General features: G+C 45.6%; 18 protein-coding genes. 9 read left to right on the plus strand and 9 right to left on the minus strand.

Features of this window, described 5'->3' with window-relative positions:
* Positions 1 to 122: 122 nt before the first annotated feature.
* The gene (gene lpdA, locus B7360_RS02310) at positions 123 to 1550 is read left to right on the plus strand and encodes a dihydrolipoyl dehydrogenase (protein ID WP_005379993.1); all 1428 of its coding nucleotides are present in this window, start codon (positions 123 to 125) and stop codon (positions 1548 to 1550) included.
* A 145-nt stretch (positions 1551 to 1695) separates the two neighbouring features.
* Here lpdA and opaR read toward each other — a convergent pair whose 3' ends face one another.
* A complete protein-coding gene (gene opaR, locus B7360_RS02315) occupies positions 1696 to 2310 on the minus strand; it encodes a transcriptional regulator OpaR (RefSeq protein ID WP_031780576.1) in 615 nt (204 codons plus the stop codon).
* A 318-nt stretch (positions 2311 to 2628) separates the two neighbouring features.
* On the opposite strand from opaR, the gene hpt reads away from it, so the two are divergent.
* Positions 2629 to 3159, plus strand: a complete 531-nt coding sequence (gene hpt / locus B7360_RS02320) for a hypoxanthine phosphoribosyltransferase (protein WP_005379995.1) — start codon at positions 2629 to 2631, stop codon at positions 3157 to 3159.
* 77 nt (positions 3160 to 3236) lie between these two features.
* Here hpt and can read toward each other — a convergent pair whose 3' ends face one another.
* On the minus strand, positions 3237 to 3905 hold the full coding sequence (gene can / locus B7360_RS02325; RefSeq protein ID WP_005379996.1) for a carbonate dehydratase: 669 nt from the start codon (positions 3903 to 3905) through the stop codon (positions 3237 to 3239).
* 277 nt (positions 3906 to 4182) lie between these two features.
* On the opposite strand from can, the gene B7360_RS02330 reads away from it, so the two are divergent.
* The 4 genes from B7360_RS02330 (at position 4183) to B7360_RS02350 (ending at position 8851) form a co-directional block, all read left to right on the plus strand.
* On the plus strand, positions 4183 to 5853 hold the full coding sequence (locus B7360_RS02330) for a SulP family inorganic anion transporter (RefSeq protein ID WP_046875129.1): 1671 nt from the start codon (positions 4183 to 4185) through the stop codon (positions 5851 to 5853).
* Positions 5854 to 6105: 252 nt separating this feature from the next.
* Positions 6106 to 7023: an ABC transporter ATP-binding protein gene (locus B7360_RS02335; RefSeq protein WP_005396713.1), complete on the plus strand. Its 918-nt coding sequence runs from the start codon at positions 6106 to 6108 to the stop codon at positions 7021 to 7023.
* A complete protein-coding gene (locus B7360_RS02340; RefSeq protein WP_005396714.1) occupies positions 7024 to 7794 on the plus strand; it encodes an ABC transporter permease in 771 nt (256 codons plus the stop codon).
* 127 nt (positions 7795 to 7921) lie between these two features.
* Positions 7922 to 8851 carry a Kdo(2)-lipid IV(A) acyltransferase gene (locus tag B7360_RS02350; RefSeq protein WP_048625964.1) on the plus strand — a complete coding sequence of 310 codons (930 nt, stop codon included), beginning with the start codon at positions 7922 to 7924 and terminating at the stop codon, positions 8849 to 8851.
* 55 nt (positions 8852 to 8906) lie between these two features.
* Here B7360_RS02350 and panC read toward each other — a convergent pair whose 3' ends face one another.
* The 7 genes from panC to sfsA form a co-directional block, all read right to left on the minus strand.
* Positions 8907 to 9812, minus strand: coding sequence for a pantoate--beta-alanine ligase (gene panC / locus B7360_RS02355; protein ID WP_085342651.1), 906 nt, complete (start codon positions 9810 to 9812; stop codon positions 8907 to 8909).
* An 11-nt stretch (positions 9813 to 9823) separates the two neighbouring features.
* Positions 9824 to 10618: a 3-methyl-2-oxobutanoate hydroxymethyltransferase gene (panB, locus tag B7360_RS02360; RefSeq protein WP_005396718.1), complete on the minus strand. Its 795-nt coding sequence runs from the start codon at positions 10616 to 10618 to the stop codon at positions 9824 to 9826.
* A 24-nt stretch (positions 10619 to 10642) separates the two neighbouring features.
* A complete protein-coding gene (folK, locus tag B7360_RS02365) occupies positions 10643 to 11128 on the minus strand; it encodes a 2-amino-4-hydroxy-6-hydroxymethyldihydropteridine diphosphokinase (RefSeq protein ID WP_017635910.1) in 486 nt (161 codons plus the stop codon).
* Positions 11125 to 12492 (minus strand): polynucleotide adenylyltransferase PcnB, encoded by a 1368-nt coding sequence (pcnB, locus tag B7360_RS02370; protein ID WP_046875073.1) that lies wholly within the window; start codon positions 12490 to 12492, stop codon positions 11125 to 11127. Before pcnB ends, folK begins: the two co-directional genes overlap by 4 nt.
* A 101-nt stretch (positions 12493 to 12593) precedes the next feature.
* A complete protein-coding gene (gene gluQRS, locus B7360_RS02375; RefSeq protein ID WP_085342652.1) occupies positions 12594 to 13457 on the minus strand; it encodes a tRNA glutamyl-Q(34) synthetase GluQRS in 864 nt (287 codons plus the stop codon).
* 96 nt (positions 13458 to 13553) lie between these two features.
* Entirely contained in the window at positions 13554 to 14000 is a 447-nt protein-coding gene (gene dksA, locus B7360_RS02380; RefSeq protein WP_005386584.1) for an RNA polymerase-binding protein DksA, read from the minus strand.
* A 136-nt stretch (positions 14001 to 14136) separates the two neighbouring features.
* Complete coding sequence (gene sfsA / locus B7360_RS02385; protein WP_005396723.1) at positions 14137 to 14853, minus strand: DNA/RNA nuclease SfsA; 717 nt, start codon at positions 14851 to 14853, stop codon at positions 14137 to 14139.
* Between the two features lie 66 nt (positions 14854 to 14919).
* Here sfsA and hrpB point away from each other — a divergent pair, with 66 nt between their 5' ends.
* The 3 genes from hrpB to B7360_RS02400 all read left to right on the plus strand — a co-directional run bounded on the left by hrpB (position 14920) and on the right by B7360_RS02400 (position 22206).
* A complete protein-coding gene (gene hrpB, locus B7360_RS02390) occupies positions 14920 to 17388 on the plus strand; it encodes an ATP-dependent helicase HrpB (RefSeq protein WP_085342653.1) in 2469 nt (822 codons plus the stop codon).
* On the plus strand, positions 17381 to 19753 hold the full coding sequence (mrcB, locus tag B7360_RS02395; protein WP_005396725.1) for a penicillin-binding protein 1B: 2373 nt from the start codon (positions 17381 to 17383) through the stop codon (positions 19751 to 19753). Before hrpB ends, mrcB begins: the two co-directional genes overlap by 8 nt.
* Positions 19754 to 19875: 122 nt before the next feature.
* Entirely contained in the window at positions 19876 to 22206 is a 2331-nt protein-coding gene (locus B7360_RS02400; protein ID WP_085342654.1) for a patatin-like phospholipase family protein, read from the plus strand.
* Positions 22207 to 22221 lie beyond the last annotated feature (15 nt).

Raw genomic sequence — 22221 nt, forward strand, 5'->3', positions numbered from 1 at the left:
ACCATTAACATCTCTGTAAACTGTTAGCGGTCTGAAAATAACTGTTTAAAACAAATCTCTCTTAAACATAAAAAATCGATACCCACTCAGCCTGTTAGGGATAATGACTACAAGAGGTCAAAATGAGCAAAGAAATTAAAGCCCAAGTTGTTGTACTTGGTTCTGGTCCTGCTGGTTACTCCGCTGCATTCCGTTGTGCGGACTTAGGTCTTGAAACTGTACTAGTTGAACGTTACAGCACGCTTGGCGGTGTATGTCTGAACGTGGGTTGTATCCCATCTAAAGCACTGCTTCACGTTTCTAAAGTAATTGAAGAAGCGAAAGCGATGGCTGACCACGGCGTTGTGTTCGGTGAGCCTCAAACAGACATCAGCAAAATCCGCATCTGGAAAGAAAAAGTTGTTAACCAACTAACTGGCGGCCTAAGCGGCATGGCTAAGATGCGTAACGTAACAGTAGTTAACGGTTACGGTAAGTTCACTGGCCCTAACTCTATCCTTGTAGAAGGCGAAGGTGAGCCAACAGTTGTTAACTTTGACAACGCAATCGTTGCGGCTGGTTCTCGTCCAATCAAACTGCCATTTATCCCGCATGAAGACCCACGTATTTGGGACTCTACTGACGCTCTTGAACTAAAAGAAGTGCCAGAAAAACTGCTTATCATGGGTGGTGGTATCATCGGTCTAGAAATGGGTACGGTTTACCACTCTCTAGGTTCTAAAGTTGAAGTTGTTGAAATGTTTGACCAGGTAATTCCTGCAGCAGACAAAGATATCGTGAAAGTATTTACTAAGCGTATCAAAGACAAGTTCAAGCTAATGCTAGAAACGAAAGTTACAGCAGTTGAAGCAAAAGAAGACGGTATCTACGTTTCAATGGAAGGCAAGAAAGCGCCAGCTGAAGCTGAGCGTTACGATGCGGTTCTAGTTGCTATCGGTCGTGTACCAAATGGTAAGCTAATCGACGGTGAAAAAGCGGGTCTAGAAATTGACGAGCGTGGCTTCATTAACGTTGATAAGCAAATGCGTACTAACGTTCCTCACATCTTCGCGATCGGTGATATCGTTGGTCAACCAATGCTTGCTCACAAAGGTGTGCATGAAGGTCACGTAGCTGCTGAAGTTATCTCTGGTAAGAAGCACTACTTCGACCCTAAAGTTATCCCTTCAATTGCCTACACTGAGCCAGAAGTAGCTTGGGTTGGTAAGACTGAAAAAGAAGCGAAAGAAGAAGGCATCAAGTACGAAGTGGCGACATTCCCATGGGCAGCATCAGGTCGTGCAATCGCATCTGACTGTGCAGACGGTATGACTAAGCTAATCTTCGACAAAGAAACTCACCGCGTAATCGGTGGTGCTATCGTTGGTACTAACGGTGGTGAACTACTTGGTGAAATCGGCCTTGCAATTGAGATGGGCTGTGATGCAGAAGATATCGCTCTGACTATCCACGCTCACCCAACTCTACATGAGTCTGTAGGTCTAGCTGCTGAAGTATTTGAAGGTTCAATCACTGACCTGCCAAACAAAAAAGCAGTTAAGAAGAAGTAAGCTTTTTCTGACTGAATGATAGAAACCGCTGCATTGCAGCGGTTTTTTTATGTTTGTTAGGTAGGAATATAAACGTGTGCTCGGCTGACAGCAGACAATAAAAAGCCCACCAAACGGTGGGCTGACATATATTGCGAGTTAAGCTTTAGTGTTCACGGTTGTAAATGCAGAGCATGTCTAAGTATGAACTAACAAGGTGCTTAAGTTCCGCTTCACTTTTTGCACGGTTCGCTTGGACAAACAGTGAGTAACAAATACCGTGGAACAAGTTTGCCAAGTGTTCTGAATCGTGCTGGTCACACACTTCGCCACGTTCAATCGCTTTAATGAACATGTTTTGTACCAGCAACTGGTTAGTACGGTTAGTTGAAACAAACAATGGCCATACTTCGTCACGTGTTGAAGCACTCCACTCGAACCAAACTTTTAGCCAGTGACAGTCTTGACTGACAAGCTCGATCATTGCATTAGTAATATTGGCGATGTTTTCACGTGCGTGTAAGTCTAAGTCAATGTTATCCGATAGGAAGTTCGAGAACTGACGTACGACGTGGTTGAGTACTTCATCCACTAAGTCTTCACGAGTCGGGAAGTAGTTAAAAACGGTCGCCACAGAAACTTGAGCAATTTCTGCGATATCTGCGTGACCACCACGACCGATGCCGCGGCGCGCAAACACTTCCAATGCGATTTCCATTAACTGTTGCTTACGTTTGATCGGGGAAAGCCTAGTTCTAGGTCTCTTTGCAATTGAGTCCATATCCATTTTCCTTGCCATTTGAGTTGATATTGGGGGTAACCCCCTAATTGATTATTTTAATAGTTGCTTAAAGCAGTGATGAGTGTAATGGTGCATATCAACAAGGTCAACATCTGTAGAACAATTTATATACAGTAATGTCATTATTATTGATAAATTTAGCTATGAACTTTATAAAACTAAGACCTTCTTCCAAGATTTTTTGGCAACAGGATGTGACTTTCAACCCAATGAACGTGGTGATACACTACACGCCGTAAGATTAGGTGATCGTTTGCGTGCGACTTACCTCAACCCACAAATTAGATTGAGCACAGTATGAAACATACAATAGAAGTCATGATTTCTGAGCAAGAAGTTCAGGAACGAGTTCGTGAATTAGGCAAACAAATTACAGAGCGTTATCAAGGTAGTGAAGATCTTGTGTTGGTAGGCTTATTGCGTGGCTCATTTGTATTTATGGCAGACTTGGCACGTGCTATCGAACTGACTCACCAAGTTGATTTTATGACAGCGTCAAGCTACGGCAACACAATGGAAAGTTCACGTGACGTTCGTATCTTGAAAGATTTGGATGATGACATCAAAGGCAAAGACATTTTGCTTGTTGAAGACATCATTGATACAGGTAACACACTAAATAAAATCCGTGAGATCTTATCGCTGCGTGAGCCGAAGTCTATCGCGATTTGTACGCTCTTAGATAAACCATCTCGTCGTGAAGTGAATGTTCCTGTGGATTGGATTGGTTTCGAAATCCCAGATGAGTTTGTCGTTGGTGTGGGTATTGATTACGCGCAGAAATACCGCCACTTACCATACATCGGTAAAGTTGTACCTCAAGAATAATCATTGAGAGCAGCATTAAAAATATAAAAAAACGCCCATCTCAGATGGGCGTTTTTTGTTCAACTCTTAGATGTAGCTTAGCGACAAAGCAGCTTGTTATCTGTATTTAGAATCGTCGAAAGGGCTTTCTGATAAGACGCTTCTACGGTTTCCTTAGAGTTAGAACGAATGCCTAAGTACTCTAAACGACCATCTTCAATTCCGTATACCACGCCATGAATTTCAACATCTTGCCCACGCTCCCAAGCGTTTTGCAGGATGGTTGAGTTACCCAAGTTGTACACTTGCTCTGCGACATTAAGCTCGCCTAGTTTATCTGCTCGATCTTGCTGCGGCATTTGATCTAGGTAAGTGCGGTGTTTGAAATAGATATCTCTGATATGTAACAGCCAATTATTAATAAGACCTAGCTTAGGGTTATCAATGGCAGCGTTTACGCCACCACAGCCATAGTGTCCACAGACAATGATGTGCTTAACCTTAAGAACGTCTACGGCGTATTGAACGACGGACAGACAGTTGAGATCAGTATGGATGACTTGGTTTGCAACATTCCGATGAACGAATAGTTCACCCGAGTATAGTCCGGTTAGTCGCTCGGCAGGGACACGGCTATCAGAACAGCCAATCCAAAGAAAATCGGGCTTTTGACCCTCTGCGAGTTTTGCGAAGTATTCAGGTCGATCAGATTTGATCTCTTGAGACCATTTTGAATTGTTTTCAAATAACTGTTTAATTTCCGGCATCTTGCAAACTACTTCCCTTAAAAGACAAAAGCGCTGCCGCTTATATGAACATGCAAGCGATCAGTGTTGTAACTATACACAATGTTACAATTTCGATCCCGTTAAATATTCGTCAGACAGGACTCATCTGACTAGTTTTCATCAATAAAAACGTAAAATTAGGCCTAATTATTTGTGGTGTGAATTTAGCCTTAATCTATTTATGGTTTAAATTTTCACCTGGCTCGTTAAAGTAATGACATTTTACTTTTTAAAATTGAATGCAGGGAAATCAGCAGTGTTCGGTAGTCGTTTTGAAGATATTAATTTCAAAGGGGATGTATTTGGTGGGGTAACCACAGCGATTATCTCTCTTCCTTTGGCGTTAGCGTTCGGTGTTGCATCCGGTGCAGGGGCAGAAGCAGGCCTCTGGGGCGCAATAATGGTCGGTCTGTTTGCTTCGTTGTTTGGTGGTTCTAATACGTTAATATCAGAACCAACAGGGCCAATGACGGTAATCATGACCGCTGTATTAACCAGTATGATGGCGAAGTATCCAGAAACGGGCATGGCCATGACCTTCACGGTTGTTATGATGGCTGGCGCGTTCCAAATCCTATTAGGAACGTTAAAACTGGGTAAATACGTTACCTTGATGCCTTATAGCGTGATTTCGGGCTTTATGTCAGGGATTGGCGTGATTCTTATCATTTTGCAGCTATCACCTTTGATGGGGCATGCCGCGCCTTCTGGAGGAGTGCTCGGAACATTATCTGCTTTGCCGGAGACTATTTCTAACCTTAAGTTCAGTGAACTGTTTTTAGGTTTACTGACTTTGGGGATTCTCTTTTTCTTCCCTAAGCAATATCGAAAATATGTACCAGCGCAACTCGTGGCGTTGGTTGCGGTGACTTTGTTGTCTGTGATGCTCTTCGATACGGAAGATATTCGTCGTATCGGTGAAATCCCGGCTGGATTGCCTTCTCTCGTTGCACCTCATATTGATCCAGATATGTTTGTTGAGATGGTTATTGATGCGTTGGTGCTCGGCACCTTAGGTTGTATCGATACTTTGTTAACGGCGGTTATCGGTGACTCCTTGACTCGTAAAGAGCACGACTCAGACAAAGAACTGCGAGGCCAAGGCCTTGCCAACATGATCTCAGGCTTGTTCGGTGCACTACCTGGCGCGGGTGCAACGATGGGCACGGTGACTAACATTCAAGTTGGGGCTCGTTCACCATTGTCCGGTGTGATTCGTGCACTTATGCTTGCATTGGTCGTATTGGTTGCTGGTGGATTAACGGAGCCGATCCCAATGGCTGTGTTGGCTGGCATTGCAGTATATGTCGGCTTTAACATTTTGGATTGGAGTTTTATTCAACGAGCACACAAGGTTAGCTTTTCCGGAATGGCGGTAATGTATGGCGTTATGTTGCTCACAGTGTTCGTTGATCTTATCGTTGCCGTGGGCTTGGGCGTCTTTATTTCCAACATTATTATCATTGAGCGTCTGAGCCGAGAACAGGCGAGACAAGTGAAAGCGATCAGTGACGCGGATGAAGACGATGTGCCGCTAACTGACAGCGAGCGTGGCTTGCTTGATCGCGCCAATGGCAAAGTACTGTTCTTTTATCTTTCGGGTCCAATGATCTTCAGTGTGTCTAAGGCAATTTCACGCCAGCACTCCAGCATTTCGGATTATGATGTGATGATTCTCGATCTTACCGATGTACCTATGATTGATGTTACTGTCGGTTTAGCGTTAGAAAACGCGATTAAAGATGCGCTCGATGCTAATTGTGCCGTGTATTTGTTGTGTCCAAATGAGCGCACGCGAGAACAGCTAGAAAAGTTCCACGTTATTGATCTTGTCCCGAATGACAATATGTACCAATTCCGTTATGAAGCATTGAATGCGGCGGTAGCACATGTCGAGGCGGACCAGTATCAGCGTATAACGGCGTAATCACTCTGATCGTTAAAAACGCAACAGCGCTCTGTTGCGTTTTTTATTCCCTAACTTTTCCTTACTTGCAGATAACCTTTACGTTGATAGGGACTATATTTCCAATATTATCGAAAGGTTTAATTGTAATCATCGTTATTCAACGATAAACTGATGGGCCTCCAGTACAATACCCAAGGCGATTTCGTAGTAAACCGCTGATAAACATCGAGTCGGTATTAGTAATCACAAACAAACGGCAATCAAGACCTTATGTACGCATTAGAAATTGAACAGCTGCGCAAGACGTATGCAGGTGGCTTTGAGGCGTTAAAAGGTATTAGTCTCCAAGTGAAAAAAGGTGACTTCTACGCGCTTCTGGGTCCCAATGGTGCAGGAAAATCGACCACGATCGGCATCATCTCCTCCTTAGTGAACAAAACTTCTGGAACGACGAAAGTTTTCGGTTATGACATTGATACCGACCTTGAGTTGGCCAAACAGAATTTAGGCTTGGTGCCACAAGAGTTCAACTTCAATCAGTTTGAAACTGTTGAACAAATCGTGATGCAGCAAGCGGGCTATTACGGTGTGTCTAAAGTATTAGCCAAAGAACGAGCTGAAAAGTACCTGAAAAAACTCGATTTATGGGAAAAACGTAAAGAGCGTGCCCGTAATTTATCTGGCGGGATGAAGCGCCGTTTGATGATCGCCCGAGCTTTGATGCACGAACCGCAGTTACTCATTTTGGATGAACCAACGGCTGGGGTGGACATTGAACTACGCCGCTCAATGTGGGAATTTCTGAAAGAGATCAACCAAGAGCAAGGGATTACGATTATTTTGACGACGCACTACCTAGAAGAAGCGGAGATGCTGTGTCGAAATATCGGCATTATCAACCGGGGTGAGTTGATTGAAAACACCACCATGAAGGCGTTGCTAGGTAAGTTAAGCGTCGAGACATTTATCCTAGACATTGAATCTGAAGGCGAGGTGCCTGAGCTTGAAGGCGTCAATCGACAAAGTATTGTTGATGGCTCTTTAGAGATAGAGCTAGACAAAAGCCAAGGATTGAACTCAGTGTTCAGTCAGTTAACAGAGCATGGTATTAAAGTTCTTTCAATGCGTAACAAAGCCAACCGACTGGAAGAGTTGTTTGTTAGCATTGTAAGAGAAGGGAGTAAGTAAATGTACGGTTTATATTGGACGGCATTTCGTAGCTTGCTGAGCAAAGAGATCACCCGTTTTACGCGCATTTGGGTGCAAACTTTAGTTCCGCCTGCAATCACAATGACACTGTATTTCATCATTTTCGGTAATCTTATTGGCTCTCGAATCGGTGAGATGAGCGGCTTTAGCTACATGGAGTACATAGTTCCAGGTTTGATCATGATGTCGGTGATCACCAATTCATACTCGAATGTGGCGTCTTCGTTCTTTAGTGCAAAACTACAGAAGAACATTGAAGAGCTGCTGGTGGCACCGGTGCCAAATTACGTGATTATTGCTGGATACGTAATGGGCGGTGTGACTCGAGGTTTGTTAGTAGGCGCTATTGTTACCTGTGTGTCTCTATTGTTTGTGGATCTGCAAGTTGAACACTGGGGTATTATTGTTGCGACCGTCTTCATGACATCCGTTGTATTTGCTCTAGGCGGGCTGATCAATGCGGTCTATGCAAAAACGTTTGATGATATTTCGATCATTCCTACATTTGTGTTGACCCCGTTAACCTACTTGGGTGGTGTTTTTTATTCCATCAGCTTACTGCCTGAATTTTGGCAAGGTGTCTCTAAGATTAACCCAATCGTCTACATGGTGAATGCGTTCCGTTATGGTTTTTTAGGCGTATCGGATGTAGGTATTGTCACTTCATTCAGTGTGCTTGCGGTGTTTGTGATAGCGCTGTATGCCGTTGCTCATTACTTAGTAACGAAAGGTATTGGGCTAAGAAGCTAAGACTCTCCCACACAACAAAGAGCAGCGAATCATGCTGCTCTTTGGCATGCATAACAATACATACCCATACAATCTTTCAGTTTTTATCATGATAGGTTTCAATCATTTGTAATAAATGAGTGATCCTATGAATATTGTCCCGCCGCCACCTTTCTCCTATCAGTTACTTAAGCCCAAATATTGGTCTGTATGGCTAGCATTTGGCTCTCTAGCGGTTATTGTAAATCTACTCCCTTACGTGGTGTTGCAAATCTTAGGTAGAGGCATCGGTTGTGTTGCGATGCATGTAATGAAGCGCCGACACAAGATCGCTCTGCGTAATCTCCAGCTGTGTTTCCCTGATTTTACGGATTGGCAATGTAAGGACGTAGTACGAAAAAACTTTCAATATACGGGAATGGCGATCATCGAAACGGGCATAGCGTGGTTTTGGCCAGATTGGCGGATTCGTCGGATAACCTCTACTGTTGGAAAAGATCGTTTACTCGCTGAGGAAAAGAATGGCCGTGGTGTGTTGGTGGTGTGCAGTCACCATTTAAACTTGGAGATAACCGCTCGTATTTTTAGCCAGTTTGCCAAAGGTTACGGTGTGTATCGCCCAAACACGAACCCTGCTTATGAGTTTATTCAACATCGAGGTCGAACTCGTTTTGGGCATCAAATGATTGATCGAAAAGACGTTAAATCAATGCTCAAAGTTCTGAAAAATGGTCATCGACTGTGGTATTTGCCCGACCATGATTATGGCGTCAGCCATTCTGTTTTTGCGCCGTTCTTTGCTGTTGAACAAGCCGCGAGTACCGTGGGCTCTAGTGTGCTTATAGACGCAACAAAGTGTGCGGTCATATCTGGCGTCACAGTGAGCAAGAATCACCATTACACGTTGTATATTGGAAAAGATATCAGTGAGCGTTTCGAGAGGCGTAATGCGATTAAAGCGGCAAGTATCTTGAATCAAGAACTCGAGAAAATGATAAAACGTGATATTCCAGCGTGGATGTGGCTGCACAAGCGGTTTAAAACACGCCCTGAAGGGTTAGATTGCGTCTATACGTAGAACATAAAAAAGGTCGACTAAGAGTCGACCTTTTTACGTCTTGATGGCTCAGAGCTTACTCTGCGCTCTCTGAGTTTGTATTACTAGACTCTGCTTCTTCCTTCGCTTCGACAACCATATCTACCGTTTGGTTATCGATAAGACGAGCTTTGCCTAAGAACGCAGACATCAGAATGACGGCTTGTGTCGTTTCTGGCGTGATCACTTGTAAAGTACGAGCATCACGAATGAAGATCTCATCAGGGTGCAAACCTGCAGCTCGAAGTTGGTCGCTCGCATCTTCGATGATCGATGCGTAGTCATCTCGGCCACCGCGAATGGCACTGCTGATCCAACGCATTGTACGAGCAAGCACTGGCGCACGTTGACGTTCGTCAAGTGTAAGCAGACCATTGCGTGAGCTCATAGCTAACCCGTCCATTTCACGTACGGTTAGTACACCAATGATTTCAATGTCCATCGCAAGATCGACAACCATCTTGCGGATAACCGCAAGTTGTTGAAAATCTTTCTCACCAAAACAGGCCACATCTGGCTGAACGATGTTAAATAGCTTGTTTACGATGGTTGTGACGCCACGGAAATGACCTGGGCGTGAAGCCCCTTCAAGAATTGTCGATAGACCCGGAACATCAACAAACGTTTGTTTATCAAGCCCTTCAGGATAGATAACTTCTGGTGTTGGCGTAAATACCACATCGACCCCTTCAGAGGTCAACTTGCTTAAGTCTTCCTCTAGCGTACGTGGGTAATTATTTAAATCGTCTGCACGATCAAACTGCATCGGGTTAACAAAGATGCTTACGACAACGATATCAGCGTATTCGCGTGCTTTACGCACTAAAGTTAAGTGACCTTCGTGAAGGTTGCCCATGGTTGGGACAAACGCAATTTTACGACCTTCACGTTTAAAGGTTTTAAGGTGTTCACGAACTGCTGAGATTTCCGCAAAAGTTTGCATGCATTTATCCTCTAGGCAATGGTATGAGCGTCGTCTGGGAATACACCGTTGGCTACATCTTCAATGTATTTAGCAACGGCTTTGCGCATATCACCTGTTTCAGCAAGAAAGTTTTTGGAGAATTTCGGCATGTAGTTGGCAGAGATACCGAACATATCATGCATCACGAGAATTTGACCATCTGTCACGTTACCAGCTCCAATACCGATAACAGGCACGTCGAGCACTTGCGTAATACGCTCAGCAAGCTCAGCTGGCACGCACTCTAGTAAGACGATTTGAGCGCCTGCTTCTTGCAGTGCTAACGCATCTTTCACCATGCGGTCCGCTTTTTCTTGATCGCGACCTTGAACTTTGTAACCACCAAAAATATTCACGGCTTGAGGAGTTAAACCAAGGTGAGCACAAACTGGAACCGAGCGTTCAGTGAGCATTTTTACAGTGTCGACTAGCCAGTCACCACCTTCAATTTTCACCATATTGGCACCAGCACGCATCAGTGTAGCCGCATTTTCGCAAGCTTGCTCTGGCGTGGTGTAGCTCATGAATGGCATGTCAGCCATCAACAAACAATTTGGGCTACCTGCGCGTACGCAACGAGTATGGTAAGCGATATCATCGACCGTTACTGGCAGAGTATCGTTGTGACCTTGCAAAACCATACCTAGAGAATCACCAACAAGAAGTACTGGCATTTCTTGGCTTTCAAACAGTTGGGCAAAGCTCGCATCATAAGCGGTTGAAGTAGCAAATTTACGACCTTCTTGCTTCCACTTGATTAGGTCGTTGATGGTCATTTTTTTCATGGTTTTATCCTTACTAGGAGTTGGCTATGACTGCCAGATACTGAGGCCGTTTCTATCTACTTGTTCCAGTAGTTCAGAGACCTCGGTCCCATCGGGGAGTTGTAAACTTGGTGCAATTTCCGCAAGAGGGTAGAGTACGAATTCACGCTCTTTCATTCCATAATGAGGAACGATCAGCCTCTCGGAATTAATCACCTCATTGCCATAAAGAACAATGTCGAGGTCCAAGGTTCTTGGTCCCCAGCGTTCGTCTTTACGGACACGCCCTTGTTCTTGCTCTATAGCTTGTGTGCAATTGAGCAATTCAATAGGCGTCAAACTGGTGTTAATAGACACAACCGCATTGATGTAATCCGGTTGGTTTTGTGGCCCCATTGGCGTGCTGCTGTATAGCGAAGAAGCTTGAACAAACTCTGATTTAGGCAGCGTTTTTAATGCTTCAATCGCTTGCTTCGCTTGGCTGACAGGATCAGCCAAGTTACTGCCTACCGCAATGTACGCTGTGATCATGACTTAGGCTTACTCTTTTTCTTGCGATAGGTTTTACGGCGGCGCTGACCACTCTTCGGTGATTGACCGTCTAGGTCGGCAGCCATTGCTTGACGCATTTCTCGGCCTGCATTTTGGAAAGTTTCCCACCACTTGGCAAGCTTCTGAGTGTCACCACCTTCAATTTCACCGCGCATTTCAAGAAAATCAAAGCCAGCTCTAAATTTATTGAGCTCCATAAGACGGAATGCACGTTTACCGTTACGTCGAGGAAGGCGCAGCTGCAGCTGCCAAATCTCGCGAATGGTTGCGGTGTGGCGTCTTGGAATGGCAATTGTACGAACTTGTTCATCAAGAATGATGTTACTCGCTTCCATAATAGCGTCGTAATGGCCTAGGTTGCGCTCTTCCATCAGTTCATCGGCTTTCGCACACAGTGGGTACCACAGCATTGCAGCAAACATAAATGCTGGATTGATGCGTTTCCCATCTTCGATGCGCATGTCAGTAGAATCTAGGACAAGATCCAACATTTGCTCAGTGTGAGAGGAGTAATCTTCCGTGAAGTGCGCTGCAATCGTCGGGAAGAGCTGTTGGAATAAGTTGTACTCACGCAGTAGGTGGTAGGTTTCTAAGCCATGACCGGATTGCAATAACTTGAGTGACTCTTCAAAAAGACGCGCTGACGGAATGTCACCGAGCAACGGTGCCATGTGTTCGATTGGTGCCGCGGTGTCTTCTTCAATATCAAAGTCCAGCTTTACCGCGAAGCGAACCGCACGCAACATACGTACTGGATCTTCACGGTAGCGTGTTTCTGGATCGCCAATCAGTCGAATGAGGCGATCTTCTAAATCCTCAATACCACGTGCGTAGTCGTGAATCGAGTAATCCGCGATATTGTAGTACATCGAGTTAATCGTGAAATCACGGCGCTCAGCATCTTCATCGATGGTGCCGTAGACATTGTCCCGCAGCAGCATTCCTTCTTTCGATTGCTGAGAGATGCTCTTATTCTTTTGCTCTTGGTGGTGACCGCGGAATGTCGCTACTTCAATGATATCTCGGCCAAACATAATATGAGCCAAGCGGAAGCGGCGACCAATCAAACGGCAGTTACGAAATAGCTGTTTGATCTGTTCCGGCGTTGCGTTGGTCGCAATGTCAAAATCTTTTGGTTTCTGTCCAAGCAGTAAGTCTCGAACCCCGCCACCCACAAGAAAAGCATCGAAACCAGCACCATTTAGGCGGTACAGTACCTTCAGTGCATTATCACTGATCTGCTTACGCGAAATGTTGTGCTCTTCACGAGTTATTACATTGAGAGCGAGCTCTGGAATAGTGGCAGGTTCGCTTGGTGTATAGTCGTTTGTATTCATGTGCATCTGGCAATAACTGGGTTTAGTCCAATCTTGCTTTGGTTAGTTTTTGCGCCTCTAGGGCCTAATTTGCGGCTAATGATAGCCTACACAATGCCATTTGAGAATCACGCTGTGATCTCGATCTCTGTTGGAAGCTGTTCCAAGCGCCAGTTTTCGCAGCCCCAACGAAGAATCTCTTCTATGTTGGCCGCTTTTATGGCTTCAGGTATCTCGAAGCCCAAAAATGTCATGGCGCGTAATAGAGTAGGCTTTGGTGTCTCTATATCAATAGCCGTCGCGTGATTTTGTTTCGACAGTTTATTGCCGTTGTTGTCCATCGCCAATGGTAAATGCAAGTAGCTGACTTCAGGTTGCCCAAGTATCTGGTACAGACTGATTTGACGCCCTGTTGGCTCGATTAAGTCTGCACCACGCACGACTTCGGTGATGCCTTGGTCGATGTCGTCCAATACTACCGCAAGATTATAAGCAAATAATCCATCTCGACGTTTAATAATGAAATCTTCATTAACGAGTTGCTCTGGAATCGTAATGGTTCCACGCTTCTGATCGAAGAAATGAGCGACAGGCTTGGTCATTTTTAGGCGAATCGCGCCGTCTTTCAAGTTTTTATCGCGGCAAGTGCCAGGATAAAACCCGCCATGCTCTTTAATTTGCTTTCGAGTACATTGGCAATAATAGGCCTCACCATTTTCGAGCCATGTGTTTATTTGGGCTTGGTAAAGGTCATGACGTTCACTCTGGTATACCACCTCTCCATCCCAATGCAGCTGATAGGCTTTGAGCGCATCTAGGATAAGTTGCGCCGCACCTGGCATTTCTCTTGGTGGGTCCAAGTCCTCAATACGTACTAACCAAGTTCCGTTGTGTGCTTTCGCTTGAAAATAGCTGCCAAGAGCGGCAATCAGTGAACCAAAATGTAAAGGACCAGAAGGAGATGGGGCGAATCGACCTACATAGCGTGTCATGCGTGTATCTCGAATTTAGTAAACAAATGGGATGCAAAGGTAGTCAAAACAAAAAGGGAGCCTGAGCTCCCTTCAATAATCATAATGCTTGGTTGATTAACCTTGCATTTGCTTCTCTTTGATTTCTGCAAGTGTTTTACAGTCAATACATAGGTCAGCGGTTGGACGTGCTTCAAGACGGCGAACGCCAATCTCTACGCCACAAGACTCACAGAAGCCAAAATCGTCTTCTTTGATTTTATCCAAAGTCTTTTCAATCTTCTTGATCAAACGGCGTTCGCGGTCGCGGTTACGCAGTTCTAGGCTGAACTCTTCCTCTTGAGAGGCGCGGTCAACTGGATCTGGGAAGTTTGCTGCTTCGTCCTGCATGTGGTGAACGGTACGATCCACTTCAGCTCTCAGCTGGTCGCGCCAAGCTGTTAAGATTTTCGTAAAGTGTTCAACCTGCTCTGGTGACATGTACTCTTCACCAGGTTTTTCCTGATATGGCTCCACGCCGGCAATGGCTAGGATGCCTATCGTTTTCTTCTTTGATTCTGGCATACAGCATCTCCTACTTACACCTAGTCAACTGCTACGCAGTCAATTTAAGGCGGGTATCTATAGCAAAAAGAGGCGGTGCAAGCAAATACTGAATCGCAAAGTTATCGTCAATGTGAAGACGACATCATTTTTTCTCTTAATTGATAAAATCAATAGCGGAAATCAGCTTCATTCCAGTATCGCTCAGTTCAGCTTTGTAGCAGAGAACTTCCACTCCAGCGTCTTGTGCTTGTTTGAGTAATAGTGAATATTTCGCGTCTATATGGTGCGCCGCGGATACTTTTTCAATACCTGAATGTAAAACAGTGAATAAAAGTATGGCTCTACTTCCATTTTGTGCCATTTCTGTGAGCTCTCTCAGGTGCTTTTGTCCCCGAGTCGTGACCGCATCTGGGAAGTATCCTTGTCCAGTAGAGTCGGTCTCATCAAGAAGAGTGACGCTTTTCACTTCTATATAGCACTTTGGCTTGTTGTCTGCGCTGAGCAAGATATCAATTCGGCTATTTTCATTACCGTATTTCACCTCAGTTTGAAGTGTGTCATAACCACAAAGCTCTGAAATGACATTATTTTCAATAGCCTCAACGGCTAATTGGTTGGCGCGCGCGGTATTGATACAAATGCGGTGGCCTTGTTCGGTTTCACTCAACTCCCAACTATTGGGATATTTTCGTTTCGGGTTGTCGGAAGTGGAAAACCAAACTTTGTTTCCCGGTGTCGCACAACCTGTCATAGCACCAGTGTTTGCGCAGTGGATAGTACGAATTTCACCGGTATCGAGTTCGATATCGGCAAGAAAGCGTTTATAGCGTTTGAGTAGAGTGGCGGACTCTAAAGCGGGTGTGAAATGCATTTGCTTATTTAGACAAAAATTTTTTTATGTACAATGTTGCCACCATTACACCATAAGGTATTTCCTTTGTCACAATTGCCGATTGAAGCCGTGATGCCTGAGTTGCTGACGGCGGTCAAAAATCAACATCAAGTGATCTTAAAAGCGGCGCCTGGTGCCGGTAAGTCGACTTACTTCCCTTTGCAGCTCCTCTTAAACCATTCGGTTGTTGGAAAAATCATCATGCTTGAGCCAAGACGACTCGCGGCGCGTAACATTGCCCGTTATCTTGCTGAGCAATTGGGAGAGCAAGTAGGGCAACGCGTGGGTTATCGAGTTCGTGGCGAGGCAAAGGTAAGTTCTGCAACGCAGCTGGAGATCGTAACCGAAGGGATCATGACCAGGATGATCCAAACGGACCCTGAACTGGATGGTGTTGATCTGCTGATCTTTGATGAGTTTCATGAACGCAGCATTCATGCCGATACCGCTTTGGCATTCAGTTTAGAAGTTCAAGAGGCATTGCGAGACGATCTCAAGCTGGTGGTAATGTCGGCAACGCTTGATCAACAAGCCTTACAGTCGTTGTTGCCTGAAGCCAGTTACATTGAATCAGAAGGACGCAGTTTCGACGTAGAAATGCGTTACCAACCGTTAGGTGTGAATGATCATTTACCTACGAGTATGGCCCAAACGATAGAAAGCCTTATGAATAAAGAATCCGGCTCTTTGTTGGCTTTCCTTCCGGGCGTAGGGGCCATTAAACAAGTCGAAGAACGTTTATCTCATTTGGCGGATGATATTGAAGTGTGTCCGCTTTATGGGCAACTGAGCTTTACTGAGCAACAAAAAGCCATCACGCCAGCAGAACACGGCAAGCGTAAAGTCGTACTCGCGACCAACATCGCAGAAACTTCACTGACGATTGAAGGCATTCGCCTAGTGGTTGATTCTGGGTTAGAGCGTATTGCCCGGTTTGATTTGAAAAACGGTTTAACACGCTTAGAGCAAACACGCATTGCACAGTCTTCAGCGATTCAGCGTGCAGGACGAGCAGGACGAATAGAAGAGGGCATTTGTGTTCGTCTTTATTCTGAAAGCCAGTTCAAGCAGCAACCGCTGGTTCCCCAACCTGAAATTTTGCATTCCGATCTATCGAGCTTAGTCATGGAGCTGGCCTTTTGGGGAGCGAGTGATATCCACGATCTCAAGTGGCTTGATGTTCCCGCTAATGTGTCATTGGAACAAGCGAAGCAGCTATTGGTGTCATTGGGACTACTGACGGAAAAAGGGCAATTAACGTCCGAAGGAAAACAGGCGCATGAACTAGGCGTTGAGCCTCGTGCGGCTGCGATGCTAATTAAAGCGCAATCTTACAGTGATAAGATGTTAAATGCTGCTTTGGCGGCGGTCGCACTGATTGAAGAGCCAGAGAGAAACGTTACCAATATCGCTCATAGCTTGCATCGTTGGCTTGTTGGTACTCATCCCAAAAAGTCGCTATTGTTCAAGCGTGCTCAATCTCTGGCGTACAAATTGGATACGGTATTTGACCTGAAAGGCGTGGATGAAGAGGCATTACCGCTAGTGTTAAGTTTGGCATTTCCAGATCGCATTGCGCAGCAGCGCACAAATCAATTTGGGCGATTTACTTTGGCTAATGGTCATGGTGCAGAATGTCGTCAGGAAGACATGCTAGGTGGCTGTGAGTATTTGGTTGCCGTTGACTTAATGCGTTCTCATTCTAACTCCAGTCAAATTCATTCGGCATGTGAATTGGATGTCAATATATTGCGAGCGACCTTTGAAGCGCTATTTTCGTCTGAAGAAGTTGTAGACTGGGATGAAAAAAGAGGGCGTCTAATGGCTGAGCGACAAACAAAACTCGGTCAGCTGGTGGTTGAACGCGAGCCTTTGCCAAGCCCTGGCAAAGAAAAAATGACACAAGCTTTACTCACGTATGTCCGCCGCCAGGGCTTACAGAGTCTAAACTGGACACCGGCAGCGGAGAGCTTGTTGGCTCGGGTTCGTTGTGCGGTGGAATGGTTACCCGAGCAATCATGGCCAATGTTTGATGAAGCCAGTTTGTTGGATTCATTAGAAGAGTGGTTAGAGCCGTACATGACGTCCGTCAGTTCGGTTAACGATTTGAGCAAGATAAACTTGGTCGAAGCGCTGAACGCTCGATTAGGTTGGCCACTCAATCAACAGCTGGATGAATGGTTACCAGAGCATTACCAACTGCCGACAGGTTCAAAGAAGCGTATCCGTTACCAGTATGGCCATGAGCCGAAACTATCGGTGCGTATGCAAGAGGTATTTGGTGAGAGTGGCTCTCCTACGGTAGCACTTGGTCGTAAGCGTTTGGTGCTTGAACTGCTTTCGCCGGCACAACGTCCGCTGCAAGTGACGTCTGACTTGGCGGCTTTCTGGAACGGAAGCTATAAAGACGTTCAAAAAGAGATGAAAGGGCGCTACCCAAAACACGTTTGGCCAGATGACCCTGCCAATCATGTAGCAACTACGAAAACAAAAAGACAATTGAATAATGACTAACAGCAAGAAGCCTAGCGCGAAAAAAGCGCCAGCGAAGAAAAGTACAACCAATAAAGGAACGACAAAACCGACTCGACGCACACCGAGTAAAAAGCCGGCTAACGAGAAACGTTCGTGGCTGAAAGTTTTGTGGTCATTTAGCTGGAAAGCCGGTGTTGCGCTTGCCGCTGTTTTGCTGTTTGTGGGTATTTATTTAGATAGTGTTGTGAAAGAGCGCTTTGAAGGCCAGCTATTTGAACTGCCAACGGTGGTTTATGCTCGCATCTTGAACTTAAATCCGGGTGAAAATATCACCATTCAAGAACTGCGTAACGAGCTGGATGTACTGAATTACCGTAAGGTAAGTCAGCCTCGCTATCCTGGTGAGTACTCTTCTTCTTCCACTCGTATTGAGCTGATCCGTCGTCCATTTGAATTTGCCGATGGTCCTGAACCGGATCGTCACGTGATGCTCCATTTTTCAGATTCTGGCTTACAGCGTATTCAGTCTTTAGAGTCCCGAGGCGATCTTGGTTACTTACGCTTAGAGCCTAAGATGTTAGGTATGCTGGAGAAAGATCAAGATGAGCAGCGTCTGTTCTTGCGTCGTGATCAGTTCCCAGAAATTTTAGTTGATGCACTGCTTGCGACCGAAGACCGGGATTTTTATCAACACGATGGGGTGTCTCCACTCGCGATTGCACGAGCAATGGTTGCAAACATTAAAGCGGGTCGTACTGTTCAAGGCGGTAGTACGCTAACTCAGCAGTTGGCGAAAAACCTGTTTTTGACCCGTGATAAGACGCTGTGGCGCAAAGTTAGAGAAGCGTATATTGCGTTAATTTTGGATTACCGTTACAGCAAAGATCGTATTTTGGAAGCCTACCTTAACGAAGTGTATCTAGGGCAAAGTGGTGGTGAAGCGATCCACGGGTTTGGCTTGGCATCGCGTTATTACTTTGGACAACCGATCCAAGAGCTGCGAATCGATCAACTGGCGATGTTAGTTGGGATGGTAAAAGGACCGTCTTACTACAACCCAATTCGTTACCCCGAGCGCACGAAAGAGCGCCGCGATCTTGTATTACGTTTGTTGATGCAGCAAAACATGCTGACATCTGAGCAGTATGAGCAAGCCGTCAGTCGTTCGCTTGATACGCAGAGTAAACCACGTATTGCGAGCCGTCAGCCCGCTTATTTCCAACAATTGAGCATTGAATTGAAAGAAAAAGTGGGGGAGCGATTTAAAGCGGAAACCGGACTACGCGTGTTTACGTCTCTGGATCCGGTATCGCAAAGCAAAATGGAGCAAGCCATCGCGAAAAAGATCCCGGAGCTAGCTAAACGAGGCGGTAAAGAATTAGAAGCCGCTGCAGTCGCGGTTGATCGTCATAGTGGTGAAATCCGTGCCATGGTTGGCGGTAAACGTGTTGGTTATGAAGGTTTTAACCGCGCGCTCAATGCCAGTCGTCCAATTGGTTCTTTAGTTAAACCAGCGATTTACTTGACGGCTCTAGAACAACCGGAAAAATATAACCTAGGCACGACGCTACACGACACGCCGCTAAGCCTGAAAAGCAGTAAAGGTAATGTATGGACACCGCGTAACTACGACCGAAAATACCGTGGTGATGTGCCACTCTACATTGCTTTAGCGAAGTCACTCAACGTGCCAACTGTGCGCTTAGGCATGGCGCTTGGTATCCCAGAAGTATCCGATACTTTAGAGCGTTTGGGCGTCAACAAAGACGAAATCCGCCCAGTGCCTTCGATGTTTTTGGGCTCGTTTTCTTTGACGCCATTCGAAGTCGCACAGATGTATCAGACACTGACGAACTCAGGCAAACGTGCGAAACTGACCGCTCTGCGTTCAGTGATGGATATGGAAGGTAATGTGCTGTATCAATCCTTGCCTCGTTCATCAAGAGCCGTGGATGAGCAAGCAGCATGGCTAACGACCTACGCGATGAAACAGGGGGTTGCTCAAGGTACAGGCCGCTTCTTACAAAGCCAGTTTGGTTGGGCTGCACTGGCAGGAAAAACGGGTACCAGTAATGATAACCGCGATAGCTGGTTTGTCGGTGTTGATGGCCGTGAAGTGACGACAATTTGGCTAGGCCGCGACGATAACAAACCGGTTCATCTAACGGGGTCGAGCGGTGCATTACGAGTGTACGCAGAGTATTTGAAGCAACGCATTCCTGAGCGTTTAGAGCTTCCGTGGCCAAGAGAGATCACCACGTTAGGATTTAAGCCGACATCAGATGGTGGTTTAGAAATGAACTGTCGTAGTGATTATAAACTGCCAGTTTGGGATAAAACGGGTCAAATAAAGCAGCAGTGTGAGAAGAAATCAAACTGGCTTAACAGCTTATTTGATTGGTAGCATCGCCAAATCAACAACATTAGCTTGTCTCTCTGGTCAATTCTTAGTACATATTAGGGCGTGTTAGTGCGGTGCTGCTAGCACGCCCTACTTGATAAGAAATTCAACAAAGGAAGAAGTGAATGTTCAAAAAGCTGTTATCAAGCCCGTCGACTCGCCATTTCGCGCTTTGGGTTAGTGCCTTTTTGATCACCACTCCTTCTGTTTCCCTCGCAAACTCTCTAGCAAAAACGGATGACTTGGAGCCTCGCCCAAAGGTGGCGGTTGTGCTCGCCGGTGGCGGCGCAAAAGGCGCTGCGCATATCGGCGTCCTCAAAGCGTTAGAAGAGATGCAGATCCCGGTCGATATCGTAACGGGCACTAGTATGGGCGCTTATGTTGGTGGTCTCTATGCCACGGGGATGAGCGCTGATGAAATTGAAAGTTTTATCTACACCGTGGATTGGAGCAGTGGCTATCGAGATCGTGTCGACCGCAGTCAACGCCGAGTTCGTGATAAAGAGTATGAAGACCGCTATCAAATTAACACTGACCTCGGCTTAAGATTTGGTGAGGTTCGTGCCCCAACGGGTGTTGTGCAAGGCCAGAACATGTTGCGCGTATTGCGTGAGACTACAGGGAACTTAGGGCGATTCGATTCTTTTGATGATCTTGCCATTCCTTACCGCTCTGTGGCGACAGATATTCTTGCCCTAGAGGAAGTGGTTCTTGGCAATGGCTACCTCGTGGACGCCATGATGGCCAGTATGTCTGTACCAGGAGCGCTCCCTCCCTATAAGCTCAATGGCCATATGCTTGTCGATGGTGGCGTCGTTAATAACATGCCTGTCGATGTGGCTCGCGCCATGGGGGCAGATGTTGTTATTGCTGTCGATATTAGCACCGACTACAAAACCGAAGATGAATTTACCGGGCTGTTTACTGTCGCGGACCAACTCTCTAACTATCTCGTTCGTCGTAGTACACAACAGCAAGTGGACGAGCTTGAACCTCAAGATATTTATATTCGTCCCAATGTGGGCACCATGGAAACGGTCGAGTTCGACAAAATGCCTTGGGCTTTTCAAGCGGGTTACGATATTACCAAGCAGCTTGAAGATAAGCTGCTTGGTCTAAGTTTATCGAACGCAGAATACCAAAAGTACATCGATCACAAGCAAGAGGTACGTAAGACGCTGGTTTACGGTGATAAACGCATTGTTGATGACATTGTGATAGTGAATAACACCCACTACAGTGATGTATTACTTACTAACCGTATTCAATTGAAAACAGGTCGTCGTATTCCAACGGCTGAAATAGAAAAAGCCGTTGAAAATCTCTATGCGTTGGATCGTTTTGAGTTAATCACTTACCACTTTGAAGATGTTGATGGTAAGACATTGTTGGTTTTTGATGTTAACGAAAAGTCGTGGGGGCCGAATTACGTTAACTTTCGATTTTTCCTTGAAGATGACTTCGATACGGATAGCCAATACGGCATCGGTATGTCGACCAATTTTACTAATTTAAACTCGCATGGTGCAGAGTTGGCGTTCAACGTAGAAATGGGCACGGATAAGCTGATAGAGGCTGAGTTGTATTCGCCTGTTTTATCTAGCCAAACGCTTTTTGTTGCTGGCCGTGTTGGATACAGCAGTGAAGATAGAAACTTACCTTTTAGCGAGTTTGAAAACCCGGACCTCAGCTCAGTTAACGACTTCTTACCCGTTTCCTATAATGACTTTGCTTCAGAACTGGCGATTGGCATTCAACCTACGTTATGGCAAGAGTTGCGCCTTGGTGCTCGTTACTCTACAGGAGATATTGAGCTGTCTACCTTGGCCTCGGCAGGGCAGCTAGACTTCGAGCGCAAAGGTATATTTGCGAGCTATCGACTCGATACGCTTGATGATTTTGCATTTCCTACTCGCGGACTGCTGGTCGATCTTGAATATTTCGTATCCCATGACAAGAGTCCGGAAGGCATCACTCTACTCAATACGGAAAAGATGATTGAAGATACCGTGTATGAAATCTCCGCGCGATTCAAAGGTGCGGTCAGTCATCAGCGTCATACTTTAGTCGGACATGCAGAATATAGCTTTGTAGAAAGTAAAAACTCATCGGTTCCGCTTGATCCGAGAGAGTTAGGCGGCTTTTTAAACCTATCTGGTATCCCAAGAAATAGCTTGATTGGACAGAACCTGTTTTTTAGTAGCTTGGTGTACCGTTACAAATGGTTCGACAATGACTTTGGACTATTTGAAGCGCCAGTCTACCTAGGTGCATCAGTGGAATACGGTGGAGTTTGGTCAGATAATGATCTGAAGCTGAATGAAGCGCCACTTTACAATGCTGGCTCTATTTTCTTTGGTGTTGACTCACCAATCGGGCCAATTATGTTGGCTTATGGTCGCACTGAGCAGGATATGGATGCTGTGTATTTGATCGTAGGAACGTCGTTTAATTAACCGGGTATAAGAAAG

The sequence above is a fragment of the Vibrio sp. ArtGut-C1 genome (genome assembly GCF_002105475.1).
GTDB lineage: Bacteria > Pseudomonadota > Gammaproteobacteria > Enterobacterales > Vibrionaceae > Vibrio > Vibrio diabolicus.

Coding starts and splice junctions, on each gene's coding strand:
- lpdA (WP_005379993.1), top strand. CDS start 123: ATGAGCAAAGAAATTAAAGCCCAAGTTGTTGTACTTGGTTCTGGTCCT.
- opaR (WP_031780576.1), bottom strand. CDS start 2,310: ATGGACTCAATTGCAAAGAGACCTAGAACTAGGCTTTCCCCGATCAAA.
- hpt (WP_005379995.1), top strand. CDS start 2,629: ATGAAACATACAATAGAAGTCATGATTTCTGAGCAAGAAGTTCAGGAA.
- can (WP_005379996.1), bottom strand. CDS start 3,905: ATGCCGGAAATTAAACAGTTATTTGAAAACAATTCAAAATGGTCTCAA.
- B7360_RS02335 (WP_005396713.1), top strand. CDS start 6,106: ATGTACGCATTAGAAATTGAACAGCTGCGCAAGACGTATGCAGGTGGC.
- B7360_RS02340 (WP_005396714.1), top strand. CDS start 7,024: ATGTACGGTTTATATTGGACGGCATTTCGTAGCTTGCTGAGCAAAGAG.
- B7360_RS02350 (WP_048625964.1), top strand. CDS start 7,922: ATGAATATTGTCCCGCCGCCACCTTTCTCCTATCAGTTACTTAAGCCC.
- panC (WP_085342651.1), bottom strand. CDS start 9,812: ATGCAAACTTTTGCGGAAATCTCAGCAGTTCGTGAACACCTTAAAACC.
- panB (WP_005396718.1), bottom strand. CDS start 10,618: ATGAAAAAAATGACCATCAACGACCTAATCAAGTGGAAGCAAGAAGGT.
- folK (WP_017635910.1), bottom strand. CDS start 11,128: ATGATCACAGCGTACATTGCGGTAGGCAGTAACTTGGCTGATCCTGTC.
- pcnB (WP_046875073.1), bottom strand. CDS start 12,492: ATGCACATGAATACAAACGACTATACACCAAGCGAACCTGCCACTATT.
- gluQRS (WP_085342652.1), bottom strand. CDS start 13,457: ATGACACGCTATGTAGGTCGATTCGCCCCATCTCCTTCTGGTCCTTTA.
- dksA (WP_005386584.1), bottom strand. CDS start 14,000: ATGCCAGAATCAAAGAAGAAAACGATAGGCATCCTAGCCATTGCCGGC.
- sfsA (WP_005396723.1), bottom strand. CDS start 14,853: ATGCATTTCACACCCGCTTTAGAGTCCGCCACTCTACTCAAACGCTAT.
- mrcB (WP_005396725.1), top strand. CDS start 17,381: ATGACTAACAGCAAGAAGCCTAGCGCGAAAAAAGCGCCAGCGAAGAAA.
- B7360_RS02400 (WP_085342654.1), top strand. CDS start 19,876: ATGTTCAAAAAGCTGTTATCAAGCCCGTCGACTCGCCATTTCGCGCTT.